This is a genomic window from Enterococcus sp. DIV2385 (assembly GCF_051711925.1).
Classification (GTDB): Bacteria; Bacillota; Bacilli; order Lactobacillales; family Enterococcaceae; genus Enterococcus; species Enterococcus faecalis.
In genome coordinates this window covers 777,223-797,848 of the sequence record NZ_JBIONV010000001.1, presented here as the reverse complement: position 1 = coordinate 797,848, position 20,626 = coordinate 777,223, and the positions used below count along the sequence as shown (strand labels likewise).

At 34.4% G+C, this 20,626-nt stretch carries 33 protein-coding genes, 1 tRNA gene and 3 pseudogenes; 4 read left to right on the top strand and 33 right to left on the bottom strand.

Annotated features, from left to right (window positions below):
- Window positions 1-5 precede the first annotated feature (5 nt).
- The 31 genes and pseudogenes from terL to IGM04_RS03795 all read right to left on the bottom strand — a co-directional run bounded on the left by terL (window position 6) and on the right by IGM04_RS03795 (window position 15,319).
- Window positions 6-1,394: a phage terminase large subunit gene (gene terL / locus IGM04_RS03945; protein ID WP_179189104.1), complete on the bottom strand. Its 1,389-nt coding sequence runs from the start codon at window positions 1,392-1,394 to the stop codon at window positions 6-8.
- A pseudogene (locus IGM04_RS03940) lies at window positions 1,387-1,596 on the bottom strand (HNH endonuclease); the annotation flags it as partial. The gene terL and the pseudogene IGM04_RS03940, both read right to left, overlap by 8 nt.
- A gap of 111 nt (window positions 1,597-1,707) precedes the next feature.
- Window positions 1,708-1,917 (bottom strand): annotated as a pseudogene (locus tag IGM04_RS03935) (HNH endonuclease); the annotation flags it as partial.
- Window positions 1,897-2,172, bottom strand: a pseudogene (locus IGM04_RS03930) (helix-turn-helix domain-containing protein); the annotation flags it as partial. The pseudogenes IGM04_RS03930 and IGM04_RS03935, both read right to left, overlap by 21 nt.
- A 66-nt stretch (window positions 2,173-2,238) precedes the next feature.
- Window positions 2,239-3,024, bottom strand: coding sequence for a hypothetical protein (locus IGM04_RS03925; protein ID WP_256924897.1), 786 nt, complete (start codon window positions 3,022-3,024; stop codon window positions 2,239-2,241).
- Window positions 3,025-3,274: 250 nt separating this feature from the next.
- Window positions 3,275-3,694 carry a transcriptional regulator gene (locus IGM04_RS03920; RefSeq protein WP_002404562.1) on the bottom strand — a complete coding sequence of 140 codons (420 nt, stop codon included), beginning with the start codon at window positions 3,692-3,694 and terminating at the stop codon, window positions 3,275-3,277.
- Window positions 3,695-3,934: a hypothetical protein gene (locus tag IGM04_RS03915; protein WP_086317736.1), complete on the bottom strand. Its 240-nt coding sequence runs from the start codon at window positions 3,932-3,934 to the stop codon at window positions 3,695-3,697.
- Complete coding sequence (locus IGM04_RS03910; RefSeq protein ID WP_086317735.1) at window positions 3,931-4,119, bottom strand: hypothetical protein; 189 nt, start codon at window positions 4,117-4,119, stop codon at window positions 3,931-3,933. The genes IGM04_RS03915 and IGM04_RS03910 overlap by 4 nt, the downstream gene beginning before the upstream one ends.
- A complete protein-coding gene (locus IGM04_RS03905) occupies window positions 4,113-4,430 on the bottom strand; it encodes a replicase (protein ID WP_086317734.1) in 318 nt (105 codons plus the stop codon). Before IGM04_RS03905 ends, IGM04_RS03910 begins: the two co-directional genes overlap by 7 nt.
- Entirely contained in the window at window positions 4,431-4,979 is a 549-nt protein-coding gene (locus IGM04_RS03900) for a DUF1642 domain-containing protein (RefSeq protein ID WP_086317733.1), read from the bottom strand. It abuts the gene before it with no gap.
- 2 nt (window positions 4,980-4,981) lie between these two features.
- Complete coding sequence (locus IGM04_RS03895; RefSeq protein ID WP_086317732.1) at window positions 4,982-5,221, bottom strand: hypothetical protein; 240 nt, start codon at window positions 5,219-5,221, stop codon at window positions 4,982-4,984.
- Between the two features lie 11 nt (window positions 5,222-5,232).
- Window positions 5,233-5,484, bottom strand: coding sequence for a hypothetical protein (locus IGM04_RS03890; RefSeq protein WP_086317731.1), 252 nt, complete (start codon window positions 5,482-5,484; stop codon window positions 5,233-5,235).
- Window positions 5,481-5,675, bottom strand: a complete 195-nt coding sequence (locus tag IGM04_RS03885; RefSeq protein ID WP_086317730.1) for a hypothetical protein — start codon at window positions 5,673-5,675, stop codon at window positions 5,481-5,483. The genes IGM04_RS03890 and IGM04_RS03885 overlap by 4 nt, the downstream gene beginning before the upstream one ends.
- 43 nt (window positions 5,676-5,718) lie before the next feature.
- Window positions 5,719-5,943, bottom strand: a complete 225-nt coding sequence (locus tag IGM04_RS03880; protein WP_086317729.1) for a hypothetical protein — start codon at window positions 5,941-5,943, stop codon at window positions 5,719-5,721.
- The gene (locus IGM04_RS03875; RefSeq protein ID WP_179189103.1) at window positions 5,943-6,272 is read right to left on the bottom strand and encodes a hypothetical protein; all 330 of its coding nucleotides are present in this window, start codon (window positions 6,270-6,272) and stop codon (window positions 5,943-5,945) included. Before IGM04_RS03875 ends, IGM04_RS03880 begins: the two co-directional genes overlap by 1 nt.
- Window positions 6,273-6,695: a YopX family protein gene (locus IGM04_RS03870; protein WP_256924896.1), complete on the bottom strand. Its 423-nt coding sequence runs from the start codon at window positions 6,693-6,695 to the stop codon at window positions 6,273-6,275. It lies immediately after the preceding gene.
- Window positions 6,696-6,726: 31 nt separating this feature from the next.
- Window positions 6,727-7,476, bottom strand: coding sequence for a DNA-methyltransferase (locus IGM04_RS03865; RefSeq protein ID WP_179189102.1), 750 nt, complete (start codon window positions 7,474-7,476; stop codon window positions 6,727-6,729).
- A gap of 57 nt (window positions 7,477-7,533) precedes the next feature.
- On the bottom strand, window positions 7,534-8,394 hold the full coding sequence (locus IGM04_RS03860; RefSeq protein ID WP_025192285.1) for a DNA cytosine methyltransferase: 861 nt from the start codon (window positions 8,392-8,394) through the stop codon (window positions 7,534-7,536).
- Window positions 8,395-8,446: 52 nt separating this feature from the next.
- Window positions 8,447-8,653, bottom strand: a complete 207-nt coding sequence (locus IGM04_RS03855; RefSeq protein WP_002395813.1) for a hypothetical protein — start codon at window positions 8,651-8,653, stop codon at window positions 8,447-8,449.
- A gap of 19 nt (window positions 8,654-8,672) precedes the next feature.
- Complete coding sequence (locus IGM04_RS03850) at window positions 8,673-9,002, bottom strand: hypothetical protein (RefSeq protein WP_086317727.1); 330 nt, start codon at window positions 9,000-9,002, stop codon at window positions 8,673-8,675.
- A gap of 11 nt (window positions 9,003-9,013) precedes the next feature.
- Window positions 9,014-9,541, bottom strand: coding sequence for a single-stranded DNA-binding protein (gene ssb / locus IGM04_RS03845; protein ID WP_086317726.1), 528 nt, complete (start codon window positions 9,539-9,541; stop codon window positions 9,014-9,016).
- Window positions 9,542-9,545: 4 nt separating this feature from the next.
- Window positions 9,546-10,388 carry a DNA replication protein gene (locus IGM04_RS03840; protein WP_086317763.1) on the bottom strand — a complete coding sequence of 281 codons (843 nt, stop codon included), beginning with the start codon at window positions 10,386-10,388 and terminating at the stop codon, window positions 9,546-9,548.
- Between the two features lie 19 nt (window positions 10,389-10,407).
- Window positions 10,408-11,049: a putative HNHc nuclease gene (locus IGM04_RS03835; protein WP_086317725.1), complete on the bottom strand. Its 642-nt coding sequence runs from the start codon at window positions 11,047-11,049 to the stop codon at window positions 10,408-10,410.
- A complete protein-coding gene (locus tag IGM04_RS03830; protein WP_086317724.1) occupies window positions 11,046-11,984 on the bottom strand; it encodes a DUF1351 domain-containing protein in 939 nt (312 codons plus the stop codon). Before IGM04_RS03830 ends, IGM04_RS03835 begins: the two co-directional genes overlap by 4 nt.
- A complete protein-coding gene (locus IGM04_RS03825) occupies window positions 11,984-12,727 on the bottom strand; it encodes an ERF family protein (RefSeq protein ID WP_086317723.1) in 744 nt (247 codons plus the stop codon). Before IGM04_RS03825 ends, IGM04_RS03830 begins: the two co-directional genes overlap by 1 nt.
- Before the next feature lie 200 nt (window positions 12,728-12,927).
- On the bottom strand, window positions 12,928-13,101 hold the full coding sequence (locus IGM04_RS03820) for a hypothetical protein (protein ID WP_002395693.1): 174 nt from the start codon (window positions 13,099-13,101) through the stop codon (window positions 12,928-12,930).
- An 11-nt stretch (window positions 13,102-13,112) separates the two neighbouring features.
- A complete protein-coding gene (locus IGM04_RS03815; RefSeq protein ID WP_002364665.1) occupies window positions 13,113-13,298 on the bottom strand; it encodes a hypothetical protein in 186 nt (61 codons plus the stop codon).
- 10 nt (window positions 13,299-13,308) lie between these two features.
- A complete protein-coding gene (locus tag IGM04_RS03810; protein ID WP_086317722.1) occupies window positions 13,309-14,019 on the bottom strand; it encodes a Rha family transcriptional regulator in 711 nt (236 codons plus the stop codon).
- Window positions 14,020-14,021: 2 nt separating this feature from the next.
- A complete protein-coding gene (locus IGM04_RS03805; protein ID WP_010716883.1) occupies window positions 14,022-14,360 on the bottom strand; it encodes a DUF771 domain-containing protein in 339 nt (112 codons plus the stop codon).
- 15 nt (window positions 14,361-14,375) lie between these two features.
- Entirely contained in the window at window positions 14,376-15,116 is a 741-nt protein-coding gene (locus IGM04_RS03800; protein ID WP_086317721.1) for a phage antirepressor KilAC domain-containing protein, read from the bottom strand.
- 11 nt (window positions 15,117-15,127) lie between these two features.
- Window positions 15,128-15,319 carry a hypothetical protein gene (locus IGM04_RS03795; RefSeq protein ID WP_010712202.1) on the bottom strand — a complete coding sequence of 64 codons (192 nt, stop codon included), beginning with the start codon at window positions 15,317-15,319 and terminating at the stop codon, window positions 15,128-15,130.
- Between the two features lie 290 nt (window positions 15,320-15,609).
- Here IGM04_RS03795 and IGM04_RS03790 point away from each other — a divergent pair, with 290 nt between their 5' ends.
- From IGM04_RS03790 to IGM04_RS03775, 4 genes are all read left to right on the top strand, one after another.
- On the top strand, window positions 15,610-15,993 hold the full coding sequence (locus IGM04_RS03790; protein WP_010712201.1) for a helix-turn-helix domain-containing protein: 384 nt from the start codon (window positions 15,610-15,612) through the stop codon (window positions 15,991-15,993).
- Window positions 15,968-16,927, top strand: a complete 960-nt coding sequence (locus IGM04_RS03785) for an ImmA/IrrE family metallo-endopeptidase (protein ID WP_010712200.1) — start codon at window positions 15,968-15,970, stop codon at window positions 16,925-16,927. Before IGM04_RS03790 ends, IGM04_RS03785 begins: the two co-directional genes overlap by 26 nt.
- Window positions 16,928-17,015: 88 nt before the next feature.
- Complete coding sequence (locus IGM04_RS03780) at window positions 17,016-17,753, top strand: DUF4950 domain-containing protein (RefSeq protein WP_086317720.1); 738 nt, start codon at window positions 17,016-17,018, stop codon at window positions 17,751-17,753.
- A gap of 74 nt (window positions 17,754-17,827) precedes the next feature.
- Complete coding sequence (locus IGM04_RS03775; protein ID WP_086317719.1) at window positions 17,828-18,964, top strand: site-specific integrase; 1,137 nt, start codon at window positions 17,828-17,830, stop codon at window positions 18,962-18,964.
- 70 nt (window positions 18,965-19,034) lie between these two features.
- Here IGM04_RS03775 and IGM04_RS03770 read toward each other — a convergent pair.
- Window positions 19,035-19,108 (bottom strand) — tRNA-Arg (locus IGM04_RS03770).
- Window positions 19,109-19,428: 320 nt separating this feature from the next.
- Entirely contained in the window at window positions 19,429-20,622 is a 1,194-nt protein-coding gene (locus IGM04_RS03765) for a GNAT family N-acetyltransferase (RefSeq protein WP_002378142.1), read from the bottom strand.
- Window positions 20,623-20,626 lie beyond the last annotated feature (4 nt).

Sequence of the window (20,626 nt, the reverse complement as noted above, 5' to 3'; positions counted from 1 at the left end):
GCCTCCTAAAATTGAATAAATTGAACTTTATTATCATTTGCTAACGTTTCTACAATTCCTGTAACTGCATCTGGTGCATCATCATGTTTATTTTTTCCCTCTCTTTGGTAGGTCGTCATAGCTTCATAAAAATCTGGCCATCTTATTTTCCAATCAGAAGGGAAAAACACGTTATTTTCAACAAGTGCCGCATTAGAAAGGATACGCGATTGTTTGTTTGCCGATTGATGAAATGGCTCGTAATAAGCTCCACGATATCCTCGTTCTTTAACGATTCTTTCTGAATTACGAGAAAAACCACGCCCACCAGAGTTAGACTCAATGCGGGCATGGTTCACCTGATTATTTTTAATTTGTTCTGCATGCGCTGTTTCCGTTTGTTCCATTGGTTCTTTTGTAAACAGAACATCCAATACTTCTGCTTTATGGTCTTCTGTCTCACCAAAAACAATTGAACACAAGTTGTCAGCACCTTTATCTGCCGTATCTGTATAATTCCATATTTTGATATAATTTGAACGCGTTTCATAAGTTGAAAACTTTTGATACAGTCGTCCTTTTAAATCAATTGGTTCTTGTTGGTAGTTAGCTGAAGCAATGTCTGCACCCATTGTTTTCTTTTTGCGGAAATATTCTTCCTTGGAAAGCACAGACTCACAAAGCATTGTATCCGTTTCTTCATCGTACGCTTTCATGCTAATATGTTTTACTTTATAACCTGATTGCGGTAATTCTTTTAATGCTTTACCTGCTAAATCATTAGAATTCCATCTGGTCATAATGATGATGATTTTGCCGCCTGTTTCTAAACGAGATAGCATCGTATTAACAAACCACTCCCAGTGTTTCTCTAACATCATAGCGTTATTTGCTTCTTCAGCATTTTTGATTAAATCATCAATGATAATAATGTCTGCACCAAACCCTGTAGCTGTGCCAGTTGGTGACGTTGCCAGATAATTATTATATCCGCCAGTCAAACTCCACAAGTTCATGGCCCCATCACCAGACTTTATCTCTACACCAGGGAATACATCTGAAAATACAACTCTGTTTTCATCAGCTTTTATTTCTTGAATAGTATTCCTTACGCTTTTAGAAAATGTTGTAGATAGCGTTTCGTTATATGATCCCGTCATTATTTTTTTTCTCGTGTCATTCCCTAACAACCATTCTACGAATTTACTAGCAGTTCTCGATTTCCCGTGTCTCGGCGGTTCGTTGATAACTAGAACGTCATCATCGCTATCATAAATGAATTCTTGCAAGTCATCACATAACTCTTTTAAGTACTCTCTGTCTTGCTTATAAAAGTCAGATGCCGTTAACTTGCAATATTCCCAAAAATAACGACGGGATAATTCTAACTTCGCACCCAAAACAATCTTATTCATCACTTTCAGCAAGCTTTCTTAATTCTTCTTCTGTAAGATTTTTAAATGGATTATTTAACTGCATGGATCCTGAAACTTCCGTTTGTTTCTTATCTCTCCATACATCTGGTTTTCTATTTTTTAACCAGAAAATAGCAGATGTTGGATTAGGAGCCACCTGTTTTGTTACTTCTTTTGTAACAACTAGCTCTGTGTTTTCTTCTTTTTTCGGAAGGCTTAGCACGAATGATATATAATCAGTGATTTTATTTGCTTTATATTTATCGTAAAAGTATTGATTTTGATACCACGACAGCCATTGATGATCCTTTTTACTTGAGTTGCAAGAACGACATGCAGGAACTACGTTTGAAAAAGTTAACTCGCCGCCATTTTTTAATGGATCTAGATGGTCCTTAGTCATCTCATCTGAATCACCACAATATGCACAACGGTAATTAAAATAAGCAAGTGCTGTTTCCCACTCTTCTTCTGTCAAAGATGATTCGCCATTATGTCGTTTCTTTTGTCCGTTATCTGCCATTCTTTCTTTAGTAATTTCGGTGTATTCGTAACCTATTGCACTTTTAAACAGTGCATTTTCCACTTGGCGATCTACAACTTCTTTACCTCTTTTTATGGTGTCCTTAATGTCCGGAAATCGTTTTTTCCATTCATTTAACGTAGAACGACTAATTCCAATATTTTGCGCTATCTGTTCATCGGTGAGGCCGTCTTTAGCCCACCCACCTATTTTTATTAATCCTTCTTCAGAAATCCACTCTGTGTACTTTGCCATGACCTCACCCCCTGTGTAATCTTATGTACAAAAATAGACCACTCAGTGAGTGATCTATTATCATTCTTATTGTCCCTTTTTCGCTTTATCCCATTCTATTTTTAAATAATAAGAAATAATTTTTGAAAACTCACTAATTACTTCTCTATATTTTTGTAGCTCTTGATCTACCTTTTCTAACCTATTTTGATTATAAGGTATACTAGTTTTTAATCTCTCATATTCGAATATTTTTTCTTCATTCAGATAGTCTTTTCCTGTTTTTTCTGGACTATTTTTTACTTCTACCATTTTATCTACACCTTCAAAGTACAACGATGTCTGATTAAACAAATCTCTATTCAAAATTTTAGCAATTGTTTTTCTATATTTTGCCTTGGATTTATATTTATCATTTTCGTACAATTCTATTAAACATTCAATATATCTTCTAACAAATATATTCTTACCGTTGTTGTTACATTCGTTATAAAGAATTTCCTCGGCTTTTTCAGACACAAAAATATTATCCTCTTGGACATGGATATCTTTTTCTATATCTTCAATCGTCTTTGAACTAAAGAAAAGCTTTAATAATTCAGATGTCTCTTCCACTTTTAACCATTGTTCATGAAATGAAATTTCTTCTTTCTGCAATGAGAGTAACAATGACATAAGTTCAGATGACTTTTCTCTCACGCCGCTAATCCATTCTATTCTTGCCTTTGCTTTTAAATTAGCGTCAATTTGTTTTTGAGTTATTTCTTTTTGAAGTTCTTCATTTTTCTTTGTCTGTCTATAATTAATATATACATTTGCAAAAATTCCCGCTATAGTTCCACCAAAAGGAATCCACAATTGCCACCATTCCATCTAAAACACCCCTGATATTTTTTTATTTAAGTATACCAAAGGTTTAGTTTTTATAATAGCAGCACTCGCAAACCTATAGAAAAAAAGAGAAGGCTCTTCACCTCCCCTCTAATAAGAGAACGTATCAGTTTGCGAGTGATAGTGTGATCAGTGTTAGCAACGAGATAATATTTATTTTTGATTTCCTTACACTTCTCACACTACTAATTTACCATGTGAAATAACCTCGATAGTGCACAAATAGTGCAAATTATATATCTAAATTTAATTCTTTTGCGATTTCTTCAAAAAATATTCTTTGTAATTCGAAGGCCTTTCTTCTACTACAAAATATTTTCCCTTGATCAATTAATCCTTGCATAGTGAATCTAGGCCGTTTTTTAAAATGAAGTTCTTGAATGATAGTGATGGTATCTTCGCACGATTCACTAAGCACTTTGTCAATAATGCGTTTATTCCGTTCTAAGCTTGCTAGCCGCCTGTCTTGTTCAATCGTAATAAGTAAATTGGCAGCAGCTTCATTATTTCCGTGTGATCCTTTAATGCCACTGTTCAAATCACTTTCTCTAAATGGATAACGTAATTCTTCTTCGCGTTGCCGAATATAGTCATCGGTTTTATAATAGTCTCCTAAAATATCTTTGATATAGTTAAATGTTGACGTCCGCAACTAATCATCATCTCCTAAAATTAATTTAAGTTGTCTATCATGCAGATAGTCCATTGTTGCGATTAATTCTGCTGTATATGTTTCTATGTCTAGCGTGTCCATGTATCTAGGCTCAATTAATTCTTTTTGTTGATGAATTGCGTTTCTGATATCGTAACCAATTTTTTCCAATGAGTATGAGTATGTTTTTCTGTACTTATCTTGTAAAAAATCTTCTGCTTTTTCACTTAGCGATTTCATTTCTGCACCTCAATCGTTATCGGTCTACCGTATTTTAAAATTTTCCATTCGCCATTATAGTGTTTGTTATAAAAATCTGCATTACGTTTAGCATCTGATAATGTGTAAAAGGTTCTTCTCATGTATTCAACATAAACGCCCTCGACTTGACGGCCTAAAATATAAACTTCTGGATAACTTAACATTGTTGTTCTCCTTCAAGAGATATAGTCGCACCAGTGATTTTTAAGCCAATTAGTTTACTTAAAACCATAATTGCTTCATCAACCAGCAATCCATTTCGTTGAATGGAACTGCCACATGTAAAGCGATCCATTCTTACAATTTCATCCACCGTAACAGGATATGGAATAGTAACGCCTACTTTTTTGGCAATTTGTTCAATGGCTTGAACATGAGCTTTATTCGCTGCTAAAATATACTGACCTGTTCTCGCTGATTCTTTAACTAGCTCTGTTGTTTTTCCAGTTCCTCGACCTTTAGCAATAATTTTCATTTATTTATTCCCCACTTTCACAGCAAACGGCCAGTAACGTTCATCAATTGCTTTGATTTCTTGTTCTGTTAGCGGTGTTCTTGCTCCGCTGTTCTGAGACGATAACCAGAATGCTTTGTTTAAAACTTTATCTACACCTAAATATTGTTTTGTTGTCGTGTCAAAAACATAATACAATTGCTCTTTCTCGACTTCGTAGCCGTTTACCCAAGCTTGTTCCAGAATATGTTTGTTACTATCATTTTCAAACCAAATTACAATGTTTTGATGGTTTAAAAACTTTTCATTTATAATCTTATTCATCACATGCCACAAAGTAGTTTTATTTTCTTTTTTATATAACTCAATCCATTCCGCAACAAACTTCGGCACCACGACTTTTTTCGGTTCGTCTAGTTGTTTTAAATCGTCTAGGATTTCTTTTCGTGCAACGCCATAACCTGCAATATACATTTCATTTAAAGATGGATTAACTGGAAAGGCGCTTATTTCATATGACGGAACACCTTCCTTACTTTCCCATTTCTTAATCAATTTTTGGTTATTCATCGCTAATTCTCCTTTTTCCCATCCCATTGTTCCAACAAATTGATAATAGCTGCAATATGATTGGAATATTCACTTATTTCAGATTTCAATATCCATTTTCCATGATACGTATAGGCTATTACACGACAAAGTCGTTTTGAATAAATACTTGGGATGCCAGTATCACTTGACCATCCTAAAACCAATTCAGGAAACGTTTGTTCTATTCTTGTTTTTATTTCTTGAATATTAAGTTTATTCATCGCTGTTCCTCCTAAAACTGTTCATGTGTATCATAACCGCATTTTTTACAGTGTCCTGCCATTTCTATGTCAGTGGGATTAGATCCAGTAGGATAAGCATATACTTCATATTCGTGAATGCATGTATCTTGGTTTATCACTTGAACCTCATCCTTGAATAACCGATATTGATTCCCTTCATCATACACATGGTAGATTTCACCATTATTTGACACACTGTCCACTTCCACTGCTTTATTTTTGTTTTTATCAATTACTTTCATTCCACTTCCTCCAATCTAATAGCTGGACCACATGCAATTTCATGGTTAAATCTCTCAACGTTAATTTCCAGACGATCAATATGTTCCTCGTTCACTTCTTGATTCATTTGATACGAGTGGCCTGCCCAAGAATTGAAAGCCTCTAGCCATCCTTGGTTTTCTTTATCAGCTGTGATGATATACTTGCTCATTTTGTCCCCTCCTGTTTGTTATCGCTGACGATTGCGGAATTAGCTAACGTCCTTCTTCATGACATACATAATATATTTTATTAAATACTTCTTTCGGAGTTTCTTTGTAGTAGGAGTTATAGTCCGTAGGATTATTATTCCAAGCTGGAGCATGCGTCCATTCGATAATTGATCCTCCCCCCGGCATGTTAGATTTACAAATACACTTGATGTGGTTGGCATTTACAAACTCAACGTTCCCATCCATCGCTGTAAGTTCAATAAACATCACTCTTCCTCCTGTTCAATAGCCCACTGGCTAAATGCTTGGATAACTTGCGCTAACTCTTTGTTTTTCAATTTCATGAATGCTATATTTTCTTTTCGGTGCGGCTCTCCATTAACATATAAGAACCTAGAATTATATATTGTGTTGTAAAAATCGGAATCGTCTAGCATGTCATTTTTCAACCAATCAAGCACAATCTGCTGATTTTCGTTTAGATATGGTCTTTTAAAACCTTTTACGATGTATAAAACATCTTCTGCTGACATATTTCCTTCTTCAATGCGATCCATTTCTAATTGACGTTCAATTTCTTTTATTAGTTCATGCATTTAATTCCCCTCCAATAATTCTGGATTCTCGTGGACATTGCCTAAAAGCTCGAATGATTCTTCATGCAATTGGACAGTAAGTGCCAACGTTGCCAAATCAACCCAATCATCACCGCTATTCCACCAGAATCCAAGATTTCCGAATTCTTTTGTTATCACTACTTTTTCTGCTGTTGCTTCGTTTTCAATAGCTCCGAGAGTTTCAGGATCATAATCCGTATAAAACCAATGAATGTTGACCACGTCTCCTTCAAAAATTTCAACTCCGTTATCATCTTTAAATCCTGTTGATTGCATGAGAATGTATTTTTGTGGTTTAAGCGTTGTATCCGTATAATGATAACCTGTCGTTCCTTCAGCAACGCCTACGCCATCGTAGCAATTTTTAATTGCAGTCATAACAGCTTGATTTGTGGTAAGCATCCTTGAGTACTCACCCTCAATTTTCCACGCTCTAAATCTTGGAATCATCTTCTTCACTCGCTTTCTTAATTCTCTCAATGGCAACATCAAAATATTCTTTTTCTTTCTCAAAACCAATGAACTGACGATTAGTATTAATTGCAGCAACTGCAGTTGTACCTGAACCAATGCAATTATCAAGCACAATGTCACCTTCATTCGTATATGTCTGAATCAGATACTCAAACAACGCAACGGGCTTTTGCGTTGGGTGCAATGCTAATTTTTGCTTATCCGTAGAGAATCTGATAACGCTTCTTGGATATCTTTCTGTAGAACCACCACCAGATACTCCAACTTTTGTCTTTCCATAATTGCTGCCATCGTCTTGATATTTTGTATAGCTATTAACAGGCGTATGGCCTATCGTTTTCTGCGGATTATACGTTGGTAGTTTTTTATAAAAAACCAGTATGTTCTCATGAGCTTTCATAGGCATCTTTTTAGCATTTAGATGGCCAGTAGCAGTTGTTTTTTCCCAAATCCATTCATACCTTAAATTTGCTATATTTGAGATACCTAAGACTTTGTCAAATGGTGTTTGTGCCGTTAAAACGATTGCTCCATTGTCTTTAATTATGCGATTATATTGCTCCCAAAGTTTGTCTAAAGGAATAATACTGTCCCACTTATTTCTCGTTGTTCCATAGGGCAGATCGCATAGAATCATGTCTATGCTCTTATCTGGTATTCGTTTCATTCCTTTTAAGCAATCTTCGTTATATATTTTGTTTAGTTTCATACTTCCAAAGGAGCAAAAAGCTTTTTAATCGCGGCCGCAAATCTCCGCTCCTTTCTATTAATTAAAGTATTCTACTATATGTTTTCCAATCCATTCCGCCATTGGGACGGCTACTGCATTTCCAACCATTCTCATCCCATCATTATCGGTCCCTTCAAAAGAGAACCAGTCAGGAAACCCTTGAAGTCTCTGCCATTCAAGTAAAGAGTATGGTCTTATTCTTAATCCATCATCAACTAAACGGGTACTTTTATCTTTGGCATAGTGCGCAACCGCTGTCGGTGCTATTCCGTCTAAGTTAGTAATTATGGGTTTATCTCTATACTTTCCATTTAACCTACTGCTAACATAGTCGGGAACTGATACGTTAGGATTTTTTTCTAAAATATCTTTTAGTCTTAAGTTTGTTATTTGTCCTGGATAATCCAATTTGGGAAAAGGCCGCTTGCTACCTATAACAATTAATCTTTTCCGCTCTTGCGGGAGCCAAAAATTAGCATTCACAGGGCATTCAACTCGAATATAGTAATCGGGTAGTTTTGTTAAGCATTCCATTACTACTTGAAATTTTTTCATCCCTGGCACATTTTCTACAACATATATTTCTGGCTGGGCTAATGCAACATGCCTAAAAAAATGTAAAAATAAGTCATCGCCGATTCTAGTACCACTGATGTCAGCAATGCTTGAATATTTTGTACAAGGAAACGTGCCTATATATACATCTGCATCTTGCTGATCCAAAACTGTAATTTTTGATATATCGCATTCATTAACTTTGTGATTAAAATTTTTTCTTAAAGTCGCACAACATTTTTTATCTATTTCAAAAGATTCCACAACGTTTATTCCTGCCTGCAGCATACCTAAATCCATTCCACCAGCACCTGAAAAATAACTCTTCGCTATAATTTCCATAATTTCAAAGGAGTAAAGAATTCTTTGTGGTCGACCAAACCTCCACTCCCTTCTATAAATTCACTGGCTCTTTTTTATAACCAGCATCAATCAAAATACTTTCAATTACATAAAGGTCCGTTTTCTGCTTTAAACTAGCCTTAAATTTCTTGGCAATATTTCTAGCTGTTTCTAAAGAAACGACTTCATATGTTTTAGCCAGTGCATCCGCAATAATAGCGGATGTTGGCGTGTAATATATCTCCAGCAAAATGAACACTCACTTTCATTTCATAAATCTAATTTAAATGTTCAGCTTTATATTCCCAAAATTTGCTTCTAGGCATTCCTAACGCTTCTATGATTGCATTCACTGAATAACCAATCCATTGCAAATACAAATATTCTTGAATGGTGAACTTGTCTTTATCAATTGAATTGATTGGTTTAGATTTATCCATTGTTTGCTCACCAATATCATTACCAAGCATTTTAATTTGACGATAGACCATGCTTTTTGGATGTTTATACCAATCTGGGTTTTCATTCATTAACTTAAGCATTTCTTTTCGCTTTTGCTTTTTTTCAGCTTGAATACGTGCTATATCTTCAAAAATTACACTGTTCATTTTTTAACCTCCTAAAAAGGCAGATCATCATCGCTAATGTCGATTGAATTACCTGCACCTGCGAACGGATCTACATCTCCACCAAACGACATTTGTTGGCTGTTATTTTGCTGATTTAAGCCTTTGTTTTGATTTTTGGCATAATTACTCTCGAAATTATTTTGAACGCCTGTAACGCTATTCTGCGAACTCTGAATGCTATTTCTATTCTCATTGGTGCTTTTTGACTCTAATAATTGGAAACTTTCGCAAACAACTTCAGTCACATAGACACGTTGGCCTTGTTGGTTGTCATAATTACGAGTTTGAATTCTTCCAACAACTCCTAATAATGTTCCTTTGCGAGCATAATTAGCCATTGTTTCAGCAGGCTTACGCCAAATTACACAGTTGATAAAATCCGCTTCTCGTTCGCCGTTTTGGTTTGTAAAGTTACGGTTCACAGCAAGTGTAAAGGTCGCAACAGCTGAACCACTAGCGGTGTAGCGTAAATCTATATCTTTCGTTAAACGTCCAACTAACACAACTTGGTTTATCATATTGTCACTCTCCTAATAATTCTTGTTTTTGTCGTTCTAATTCAGCTAATTCTTCAGCTGATAAAGGCACATCTTCTTGCATTCCAGTCCAATTTGGTAACTGCTCTTGTCTCACTGGCGCCTTAGAATACGCAGGCTGCTTATTTGTTTGAGACAGATCATATTCATCGTTGTAACGATCATCACGTATCCAACGAAACAATTCTTGCGGGTGATACCAATCGTTTAATTTAATATACGCAAGATAGTCCTTATATCCTTTTTTAAACGGCTCTAAATCTTCTTCCGTCTTGAACTTCTTTAAAAATTGTTCTCTAGCTTTTTTCTTGTTGGTTTTCTTTGGATAAGTTTTCCAAACTTTTTCGAATAATTCAGGCATAGTTGAGCTCGGCTCAACACTATTCTTTTTTTTATCCTTAACTAACCTATCCTTACCTAACCTAACCTGTGTATCCATTTGGTATCCCATACGGTTGTCATCTGGTATACCAAGATGGTTTTCACTCTCTATAACCTCGGTTTTAAAGGTATATGCCTTACTATTTTTCTCAGCTAATTCAGCCTTTTCTTCTTGATATAGAGTTGGTTTGTATCGATCATTTCGGATATAGTTATGAATTTTCCAATGCTTGATAACAATAACTCCGCTATCAAAAACTAAAATAAATCTTTTGGCCATTAATAGCTTTAAATCATCATCTCCACATCCAACCATTCGTTGGATTTTCTTAGGATTATTAATAAATCCATCATCATCCGCTCGCATTGACAAATGAAAATAAAGAGATTGAGTTGACAGCGGCATGTCTAAAAATGCATCGCTATCAATGATGGTCTTTGCAAACATTCTTCTTTCAGCCACCGTTCTATCCTCCTATGTTTAACTTTTTACGCTCTTCGATGTTTAATTTGACTGGTTTAATTTGATACTTATTCAAAAAGTTCTTAGTACCTATTTGGTGCTCCTCTTGATGGTGCTGACGACATCCTGCATAAAATGTGAATGTCTCATGATTAATCTTTTTACGATTACGCCCCATACCAACAACTTCAATATGGCAAACGTCAGCATGCTTACCGCAAATACAGCACTTACGATATTTCAGACAGTAATAAAACCATTTGTTGTTTTCAAGCAAGTATTGGTATCTTTTTTCCAGTGGTATATCGTTTTTCAAAATAAACTCAATCAAGAAACCGATCCACTCAGTCGCTTCATTCTTGGTAGCTCTACTATGTTCAAAATAAACACCACTCTTAGCCTCGTAGTAATATTTCAAGACACTTTCAATCCATTTAGGTTCGTCATAGCTCCAACGTGCTACATCGGCTATTAGAACGTGAGAAAGTGCATTCTGTTTTTGAGACATCCGTCGATTATCTAAGAATTCAACTTTCGCTAAATTATCATCGTTATTAGCCAGAAGTTCGAGAAAATTTGAATTTATTTCATCCTCAAATTCGATGACCAATTTATTTCCTTTGTGGTTTATGATTTTTCCAATCACTCAATCACTTCCACCATAATGCCACTATCAACTATGAACTCATTAAGTGCTGTCAATTGACTGTGCGAACCTGAAAGTCGTAATGTTACTGTATTTTTATTTGTATCTTTTACTTCCGCTTTTGGTGATAGTTCACTGACTATTTCTCCTGTATTTTTGTCAATTACTTTATCTTCTACGACTGTTTCATTTAATTCTCGCATTGCTGCTTCATATTCTTCATGTGCTTTCTGTTGTTCTATAGCCCTTTCTTCAGCGGCTTTTTTCTTTGCTAGTGCAGCATCAATCTCAACCATCAATTCTGCAGCTGTTTTTCCGTTATCAATTTGGCTTAACCACGAGTAAGGCTCTAATCCTAGTGCCTTTACATAATTTTCTATAATCGCTTTTTCTCCTATAACTCGCTCTTTTTCTTTAAAAATCATTGTCATATCGGCAGCAATTTCTTCTAAAGTTTTTTTATTTATTTCTCCTTTTGCAGTAAAAGAACTCTTATTTAACCAGTTATTTCTAATACCTACTTCTTCTAACTCAACACTATAGTTTTCTGACATTTCTTTAATAGTATCTTTGATTTTTTCAAGCCTCTTAGAACGTTCTGTTTCTTCATATAATTGGATACTTTCGTTGATGCCATCACTTACTAGCTTAATTTGTCCAACATAAGTTTTAATTTTGTCTTCAAACGATTTCAAGGGTTTGTTATACTCGTTTTTTATTGCTTTGCGCTCATTATCTAAAAGTGTCGCCACTTTATTTAAATCCGCTTTTGCTTGCTTGGCTTCTGGAATATTCGCATCTGTAAAAATCATACTTGAGTAATGATTTACTGCTTTATCAACCATTTCTTTTAGTTGCGATTCGTTCTGAATTGTTATTTCACTGGCTTTAAAATCTACTTTAAACTGTACATTTGTTGTTAATTCATTTGTCATTACCTTTGCCCCCAGTTAATATTTTTTACTTGATCATTTGTATTGTTTTTATTGATCTCTATTTCATAGTTACTTTTCCACTTATTTAACTGTCTCATTGCTTCTGGATACTGTTTATCTGTCATACTGTCTAATGTTTGTGCACCAACATGTTGCAACAATCCATTTCTAACAACTTGCATATCGCTTGAGCTTAGTTCCGCTACTTTTCTTATTAAATCGTTCATCTCTGATATTTGTTTACCATTAACCATATTTATTGGTTCTTTAGCATCAAGCTTCTTTTGAAATGAATCAGGATCATCTTTATCTGTTGCAATATTAAAAAATTTCAATAAAAAATATTTTTCTGCATAAGTTAATGCTTTACCTACACCCTTCTCACCAGCAATATCAACACCTTGTGCATACCACTTTGATTCCAAAAAATCTTCTGGATTATCAATATTAATCCAGCGCATAGTCATCTCAAGTTCAGTAAAATATGTTATTCTTTGTTTCTGTTCTGTTTGTTTTGTGTACTTATTGTATTGATTTATAATCTCTATCTGGTCCTTAACTTTATGGCCTGTAATTGCTGGTTGTAATAACAATCCCATTTCATTAATTTTTGAATGTAAAGCTCCTAGGACATCACTTGATCCAACATAATTAAATTGACTTCCTGATTGCTCTTTTTTTAAATAAGATACTTTTTTTCTTACTTCTGCTAATCTTTGATAAACATTTAGTTGTTCAGCCATTTAACAAGACCTCGTTTCTGTGATATAATTTTTCTTGTATAATTTTTGTATGCGACTTATTGCTTGCCGGCTTAAGTCGCTTTTTTGTCGTCATGCGACACCTCTGCGCTCTTTTTGTTGGGCAATGTATATTTTATTTTTCTGTTGCTGATACCATAAATCAGCAAGTTTTTTCGTTTGTTCTAATTTGTCTTTTCTTGTCATTTCTTAACCTCTCTATCTTCAAGTGCCAGATCATAAAACAGTGTCCAAATGATGAATAAGCCGATATATATATTTTGGATAATCGGATTAAAATTTCCGCCTACTATCAGTCCCAATCCGAATACGATTAGTAGTACTGCAATTCTTCTTAAGTTATAAATTTTTCTCATTTCATTTCTCCTTAAATATGCATTCTATTTTGAATCTCTAAGTATCTTAAAAATTCAAGTTCTTTTTCAATTTGATATGCTTTCCCTTCGGTCAGTTGTTCTGATTGTCTAAGCGCTGCTCTATCATCTTGTAGCTGTTTACGCTCTTTTTTGATTTGGTTGAGTATCCAGCTTTCTTGTTCAGTTGTATAAGCCATAATATTCTCCCTATGCTATGTCGTTTAAGTCTAAACTCATTTGTCTTACAACTGTTTTTGTGGCTGTAGACGGCTCCCAGTCATTGATATATTCAATTACGATTGGATAATGTTTTTCTCTTAATTGTGATCGAGTACCCACGCCTGTGATTTGCTTAATACCTGAATTAATATCTTTGTAAAGCTTGCCACGCTGTTCTTTTGTGATTTTCCCAAATCCTCTTGCAACTTCTGCTACTCGTTGATGAACTCGGCGTGATAAGTAGCCATAATCATCTGCACCGATTTTTTGATTGTCTTTTAAGTCGGCTACTTCTTTTTCAATTACATCTACACGCTCATTTGTTTCTTCATTTGCTGATAAAGCAAGCATCGCCAATTCTCTTTGCGAGGTTGGAAGTTTAGGCTGTTGAATTTCTTTTTCCATTTGATTAAAAGCCTCAATATATTTCAGTTTGAACTGCAATGCCTTTTGACCTGTGAATCCCATTGCTAGTAGTGTGAATCCGTCACGGTTCATAATTACTTGGCGATATGATTGTTTGTTTTGTGGATGAATGTAGGAATCTTCGTAAAATAGGTGTGCCGAATTTTCGGCTACCCCTTGTTTCAATTCGTCAATAGCTTCCAAAACATGCTTATGTTGTTTTTCAAATACTTCTGCAACTTGTAAACTACTTGTGACCGCTTGTTGGTCTTTCATTATTACTAAATTGTTCATTTTTAATTACTTCCTTTCTTTAAAATATCTGCAAAATTTTCATCTAAAAATTCAAGCATTTTTCTTCTCTGAAAAAGATAAGTATCGCGACCGTCCCCTGGATAATAAACAAAGCCATCTTTATTTTTATCTACGTCTAATATTTTTCTATATCTGGGATTTTTCAATACATTACTGGTAAACCATTCATATCCACGATTTACCCTGTCTAATACTTCTTTCAACGTCATCCAGTTTCCTGTCTCATCAGCTTTTTTTAATTCTTCATATTCAACTTTAGAGATAATAACGTAATCTGAAGGTACTGGAATTTTAGCTTCTAAGTATTGTGTTTGAGACATGAATGTACCTCCTATCTAATTTTGTTCAATTAATGGCAACCATCCATTTTGTTTCATAATTTCATAAATAAATAATCTTCCTTTTTGAGTCCATTTCGTACTCATACGACTGTTTTCATCATCAATTACATGTGTGAAACTTTGGGTATAGCCCTTATCTGCATAGTTCTGATACAAAAACCACATGTCACCTTGTTTAAACTGAATTCCAAATTCATGCAATAAACTATTTAACTTACGTGCAGATATTCCATAGTCCTTTGCTATCTTAGTTACAGATAACAACGTTTTATTTTGAATCACTAAATCATAGTAAGTTGCTTTAGGTTGTAATTCATTTACTCTCTGTTCAGCCATTAAACGTAAAGTTCGTTCTTCTTTATACTTAGTAACCACATCTAGTAATAAGTCAGGATTATCTAGCAATTCATCTTTTGCATACATTCCATACTTGCGAATTTGTGGTAACACTTCAGTTGCTAACCAATCTTGAAATTTTTCAGCTAAAGCATTGTTTGCTTTGAATGCTAATTTATAAACCATTGGTTCGCTGATAAAATCGGTTTTCGCAACTTCTTGCGAAAGATATTTTTTTAGGTATCCGTTGATAGTTCTCCATCGAACATATTCCTTACCATTCTTCACTTCTGTGAATCCTAAACTTCTTGCTACTGTCTCAACATCAAACAACGATTCACCTTTTTCAGTTTTGACTTCTAATTGAAATAGATTATTTTCAAATATTTGTGTATCCATTTTCATTCCTCCTATCTAATTTTGTGATCTCTAATTACTTCTAAAATAAAAGCATTTACCGCTGGTCCCTTATCTTTTCCACTCAAAACACGCTGAATCCATGTTCTTGACTTACCATAAGCAGTTGCAAGATCTCTTTCTGAAATATTGTTCTTTTCCATAAATGATCTAATAGCTTCACGACCACTATTAATATTGCTCATGTTTTATCTCCTTTCCGTTTTTTGAAAGAAAACTGGATAGAATTTTTGTAAAAACTATTGACTTATGTATACAAATATTCTACAATCAGGACATAGTTAATAAGCCAATAACAAAGCCTTTATTTTGCACTCGGTCGCCAAACTTAATGCTGTAAGGTGTGTTTTTAGTTTGCTTTTTTTCTATCCAATTAACTTACAAGGATAATTATATACATATTTTCTACATTGTCAACACTTTTGTAGATTTTTTGTATACATTTTTCTTTGTATTCCTAGAAAGGTTGATACAAGTGGATTTATACGAAAAAATAAAATTACTTGCTAGCGAAAAGAAAATGTCAATAAGACAATTAGAAGAAACATTAGGATTTGGGAATGGGGTAATTAACAGATGGCGTAAGAATACCCCTGGTTCTGACAAATTGAAAAAAGTAGCTGATTATTTCGATGTATCTATTGATTATTTGTTGGGCCGGACAGAAAATCCCAATTTTTCTGTTTCTGCAGAGAAAGATCAGGTTAAAGACAAAGAGGAAAATGAACTTTTAGCTGCGTTTCGAATGGAAAGTGAAGACATGACAGAAGAAGAAAAGAAAAAATTCAATAGTTCTCTTAAAGGCATGATGAAAATCGCTAAGGGATTGTTGAATGATGACACTAAGTGGAAAGATTAATTGGGTAACTGCTATGACGAAATATGAATATCAACACGTAACGACAGATGAATATTTAGATTATGTAAAAAAAGCAAATATATTACTTTCAAATATAGCTCGTTTTCAAAACATTGAAATTAAGGAATTAACTTATAAAAATATAATTTCTTTTTTTCAATCACAATTTAATATACACTTTGCTTTTTTTGAAGCTGACCCTACTGAGATCTTTTCATTAGATAATGAATGGCCTTCAACTCAAAGTGACTTATCATGGATAAGATACAAAGATTTAGTCTTTAATGCAGATTTTCAATTTTTGCCTATCGGCATTGTCAATAGAATTTCAGGCATCACAATTCCAAGCGGAAAAAGAACATTAATAATGATTAATCAAGATCGTGTGCTTCAACGAGTTATATTTACTATCTTACACGAGTTGTGTCATTTCTATTTTCATATCCTTGATGGTAAAAAAAAGCAAGTTTTTGTTTCATTAGCCAATGAGCAGGTAGAAGGTCATTATTCTCCTGAACTAATACCATTTGAAAACGAAGCGAACAATATTGCATCTATTCTTTTCTGTCCAACAGAGCGATTAGAATATATGCTTGAGAAAAAATATAGATTTAAAGACATGTGTAGAGCTACTAAAATGAGCGAACCAGCTATGCACAATCGTCTTTTAAACTATTTTGAACATATATTACATCTGCCACAGCATTTAGCTTTAAACTATGTATTCAAAATACGTAATCAAAATATCAATATTTACCACGCAATAAATTATAAGATTAACGCTAAAATTGCAGAAGAACAAAAACGTGCAGAAGAAGCTTCTAAAATTGCATTACAAAAAGCATATATAGATAAATACGGGAGTAAGCCATTTTGGCAAGATATTTTTGAAGAACTTGGATTATACTCTGATGATGATACTAACAAAAAATAAAAAAGCCCGTGCGACAACACGGACTTAAAACCTCATCTCGAGATTTGCTTATAAAAATATTATAACAAAAAATAGGAGTGATTGAGAAATGAAAAAAATTGTTTTACTAGGTTTATCATTATTATTACTATCTGCTTGTTCGAATAACACAAAAAAAGAAGCAAACGTTAGTAGTTCATCTACTAGTATTTCATCAAGCGCTAAAGAATCATCAAGTGACACGAAAGAAAAGAGTCAAAGTTCTACGTTAACAACATCTAGTGTTGTAAATTCATCTACTATTGAAGAACAGACACCTCAAGTAGGCCTTAATGATTTTGTCGGAGGCTGGGGTATCCCTCAAAGTGATAATTTATTCTTTATAAATGCTGACGGAACATTGACTAGCACTACTCAATCAAATGCTCCGCTCCAAAATTTGAGCTTTAGCATTGATGAAAATGGCAATCAAATAATGTCATATGTTTTAAATAATACTCCAGGAACATTAGTCAAAAATATAGATGGTACTTTGTCAGCTGGTGGACAAGTTTATAGTTATCTAGGTAATATTACGATGGAACAATTAATTGAGAGAAACAATCAAGGGCAACAAGCAGATGTTCAACCTTCTGAACCACAACAACAAGCTGAAACTACGCAAGCACCTAGTGAAGAACCTCAAAATTCCGAACAATCTGGAGAACAGGCAGTTTATGACCAATTAGGAAAAAATGAACTCGGGCGTGACTTTGCTGCACGACACGGATTAACTGTTGAGCAATTAGAAGAGTTAAATGGTGGAAACTGGGCCTATTATCCTGGCATGTATCTTCGAGTTAAATAGAATCCCTCTCTTTGACGGGTCTACACGTTTTTGATTCACAACAGGCGTTTTAATCAAATATTGGAGGTGATACAATGGCTAGATTTATAAAGCGGGGAAATTCTTGGCAATACGAAATATCTTATAAAAAACAAGATGGCACGCATAGCAAATTAAGAAAAAGCGGGTTTAAAACTAAACGAGAAGCCAAAGAAGCAGCTGATGAAATTGAATATAATTTAAAAAAGGGGCTTCAAGGTGATAAACAAAATATCTTGTTTTCTGAATACTTTAAAGATTGGATGAATCTATATAAAAAAGATGTCGTTTCTGAAATAACATATAGAAAATACAAAGATACACTCAACAATATAGAAAGATATATGCCAAATATAATTCTTTCACAGCTTACCCGACCATTGTACCAACGATATTTAAACAAGTTTGCCGAAGAGCATATGAAGTCAACTGTCATTAAATTTAATAACCATATCAGAGCATCGCTTAAAGATGCGGTTGAGGAAGGACTTATTCTATTTGATCCAACTAGAAAAGCTGTAATTAAAGGTAAAGAATCAGATAAAACCAAAAATGATAAATTTTTAGATTACGGTGATTTTAAGCGGTTAATGGAATTAGCTGAAAAAGGAATTGACCCACACTACGCATCGCCAATTATGGTTGTGGTAGCTGGTGCTACAGGTATGCGTTTTGCAGAGTTACTAGGAACAACTTGGAACGATATAAATTTCGAGGATGAAATAATCGATATTCATAAAACGTGGAATTACAAAATGAATTGCTGGGGAAAAACTAAAAACGAAAGTTCTGTACGTAAAATAAAAATTGATTTTCATACTGCTCAATTACTAAAAGAATACAAGAAAGCTCAAAAAGAATTGTTTGATAAACTAGAGGTACAAAACCCTGAACAATTTATCTTTTACAATTCTCAAAACGGGCTTATTTCTAATAACGCAGTAACTAAATACTTGAGAAAAAAACTATCTGAAATAGGTGTAACAAAAAAATTCACCTTACACGGTTTACGTCATACGCATGCTTCAGTTCTATTATATCAAGGTTGTGATACTATATATGTTTCTAAAAGGCTAGGGCATTCAAGTTTAGATACAACGATAACTACTTACTTACACATTATAAAAGAGCTAGATAACAAAAATGATGAAATGATTGATTCTGTATTCGATAAAATCTATAAAAGTAATTAACAATTTGGCACATTTTTGGCACAAATAAAACAAAACACCTATCAAATCAACATTTGAAAGGTGTTTTTTACGTTCCCGACTGGAATTGAACCAGCGACCTACCGCTTAGGAGGCGGTTGCTCTATCCTACTGAGCTACGAGAACAATCTGTTTTAATTTTAGAAGTCTTCACTACATCTGTCAATAGACAAAAAGAAAGTATCCCGCATAAACAATTATGCGAGATACTTTCTTTCAGTGAAACACGTCGTTCTTTTATCTATTATTTTTTTTGCCGCCGATCAAGAATCATTTTTCCTAAATAATAAAGTCCTGTCGCAATAGCTATATATTGCCCAATTTTATTATTGCGTGCAACTTTTTCTTGTTTCGTTTTCGCCATTGTCCCCATCACCTTTCTAAAATAATTCTTTTTACATTTTTATTATAGTAGGTTCTGTCATTTTTTGCGAATAAACACACTTTTAAAAATAATCTTCTAAAATTGGCATGCCTTTGACTAAACGTTGGCCTAAACGTTGAACTGTCGTTGCGTCTCCTTGCAAGCGTTCATAAAAAGATAACGTCTCTGCTGAACGATAGCCCAAGAATAGTTGCGTCCACGTTTGGATATCTGCTTTCAAAGCAGCAGTCCCTTCCTTTTCCACAGCACCTTTAGTCACTGTCGCTTTTCCTTGTTCGTCAATTGTGATTGTCCAAATACCTTCATTCCATGGCCCATAGGAATCTTCAATCTCTAAAGAATACGTTTCTTTTTCTCCTGATTGAAATGGATACTTTTCAAGAAATGTTTGTAACTCAACGATTCGTGCCATCATGTAAGGTAAAATTTTTACAGAAGCTGCTGGCGTTGGCATTAAATCATTTAAATCTTTTCCAGCAAAACCATTAATCCAATGAAACGATTGGACGGAACCACTATGTGAGCCAATAAACCCAGCTAAAGCTTTAAAAGCTGTATTAGTTAAATAGTTCCATTCTACGATTTCAAAGGTGCCAGCAGCTATCCGATAAATCACATAGCCTTCTGCTTTCCCTTCTGACGAATAATAAATCGCTTGATTATTTGGTTTACTTGCACGATTCAGCGTATAATCCAGCCACCAAGTTTCACGGATCACACCACCAGAGTGCGCTCTTTGATTTTCAAGGTATACGTCTTTAATGACCTCTTTACCGTCAGCCCAAGAAACTCGTTTAATGGTACCCGGAACTCGTTTAACACGTGGCCAATCTTCCGTTTTAATTGTATACTCCGCTTGTTCAAATGTTTGTTCATAGCCATATTGACGATAAAATGGATATGAAAACGGTGCTAAGTAAGAAAGGGCAACCTTTTGTTTCGCTAAATCAGCCAACATTTCTTTCATAATAGCAGAGATGCCGCCTTCACCACGATATTCTGGATAAGAAGCCACATAGCCAATTCCAGCCATGGGATAGCGGACACCATGGAAATTCACTTGAAAAGGTGTCGCCATCACTTGACTTGTTAATTGCTCATCAATTAGGAAGCCATAGCTTTGCGTATGTGATAACAATTTTTCAAAACGTTCTTGGCGTTCCGCCGTGGGTTCCTGATTAAAAGCATAGATGACAAGATCAAACATCTCTTTCATTTCTTCTTTGCCCATTTTTTTGACTCTTTTAGTTGTCATTTTC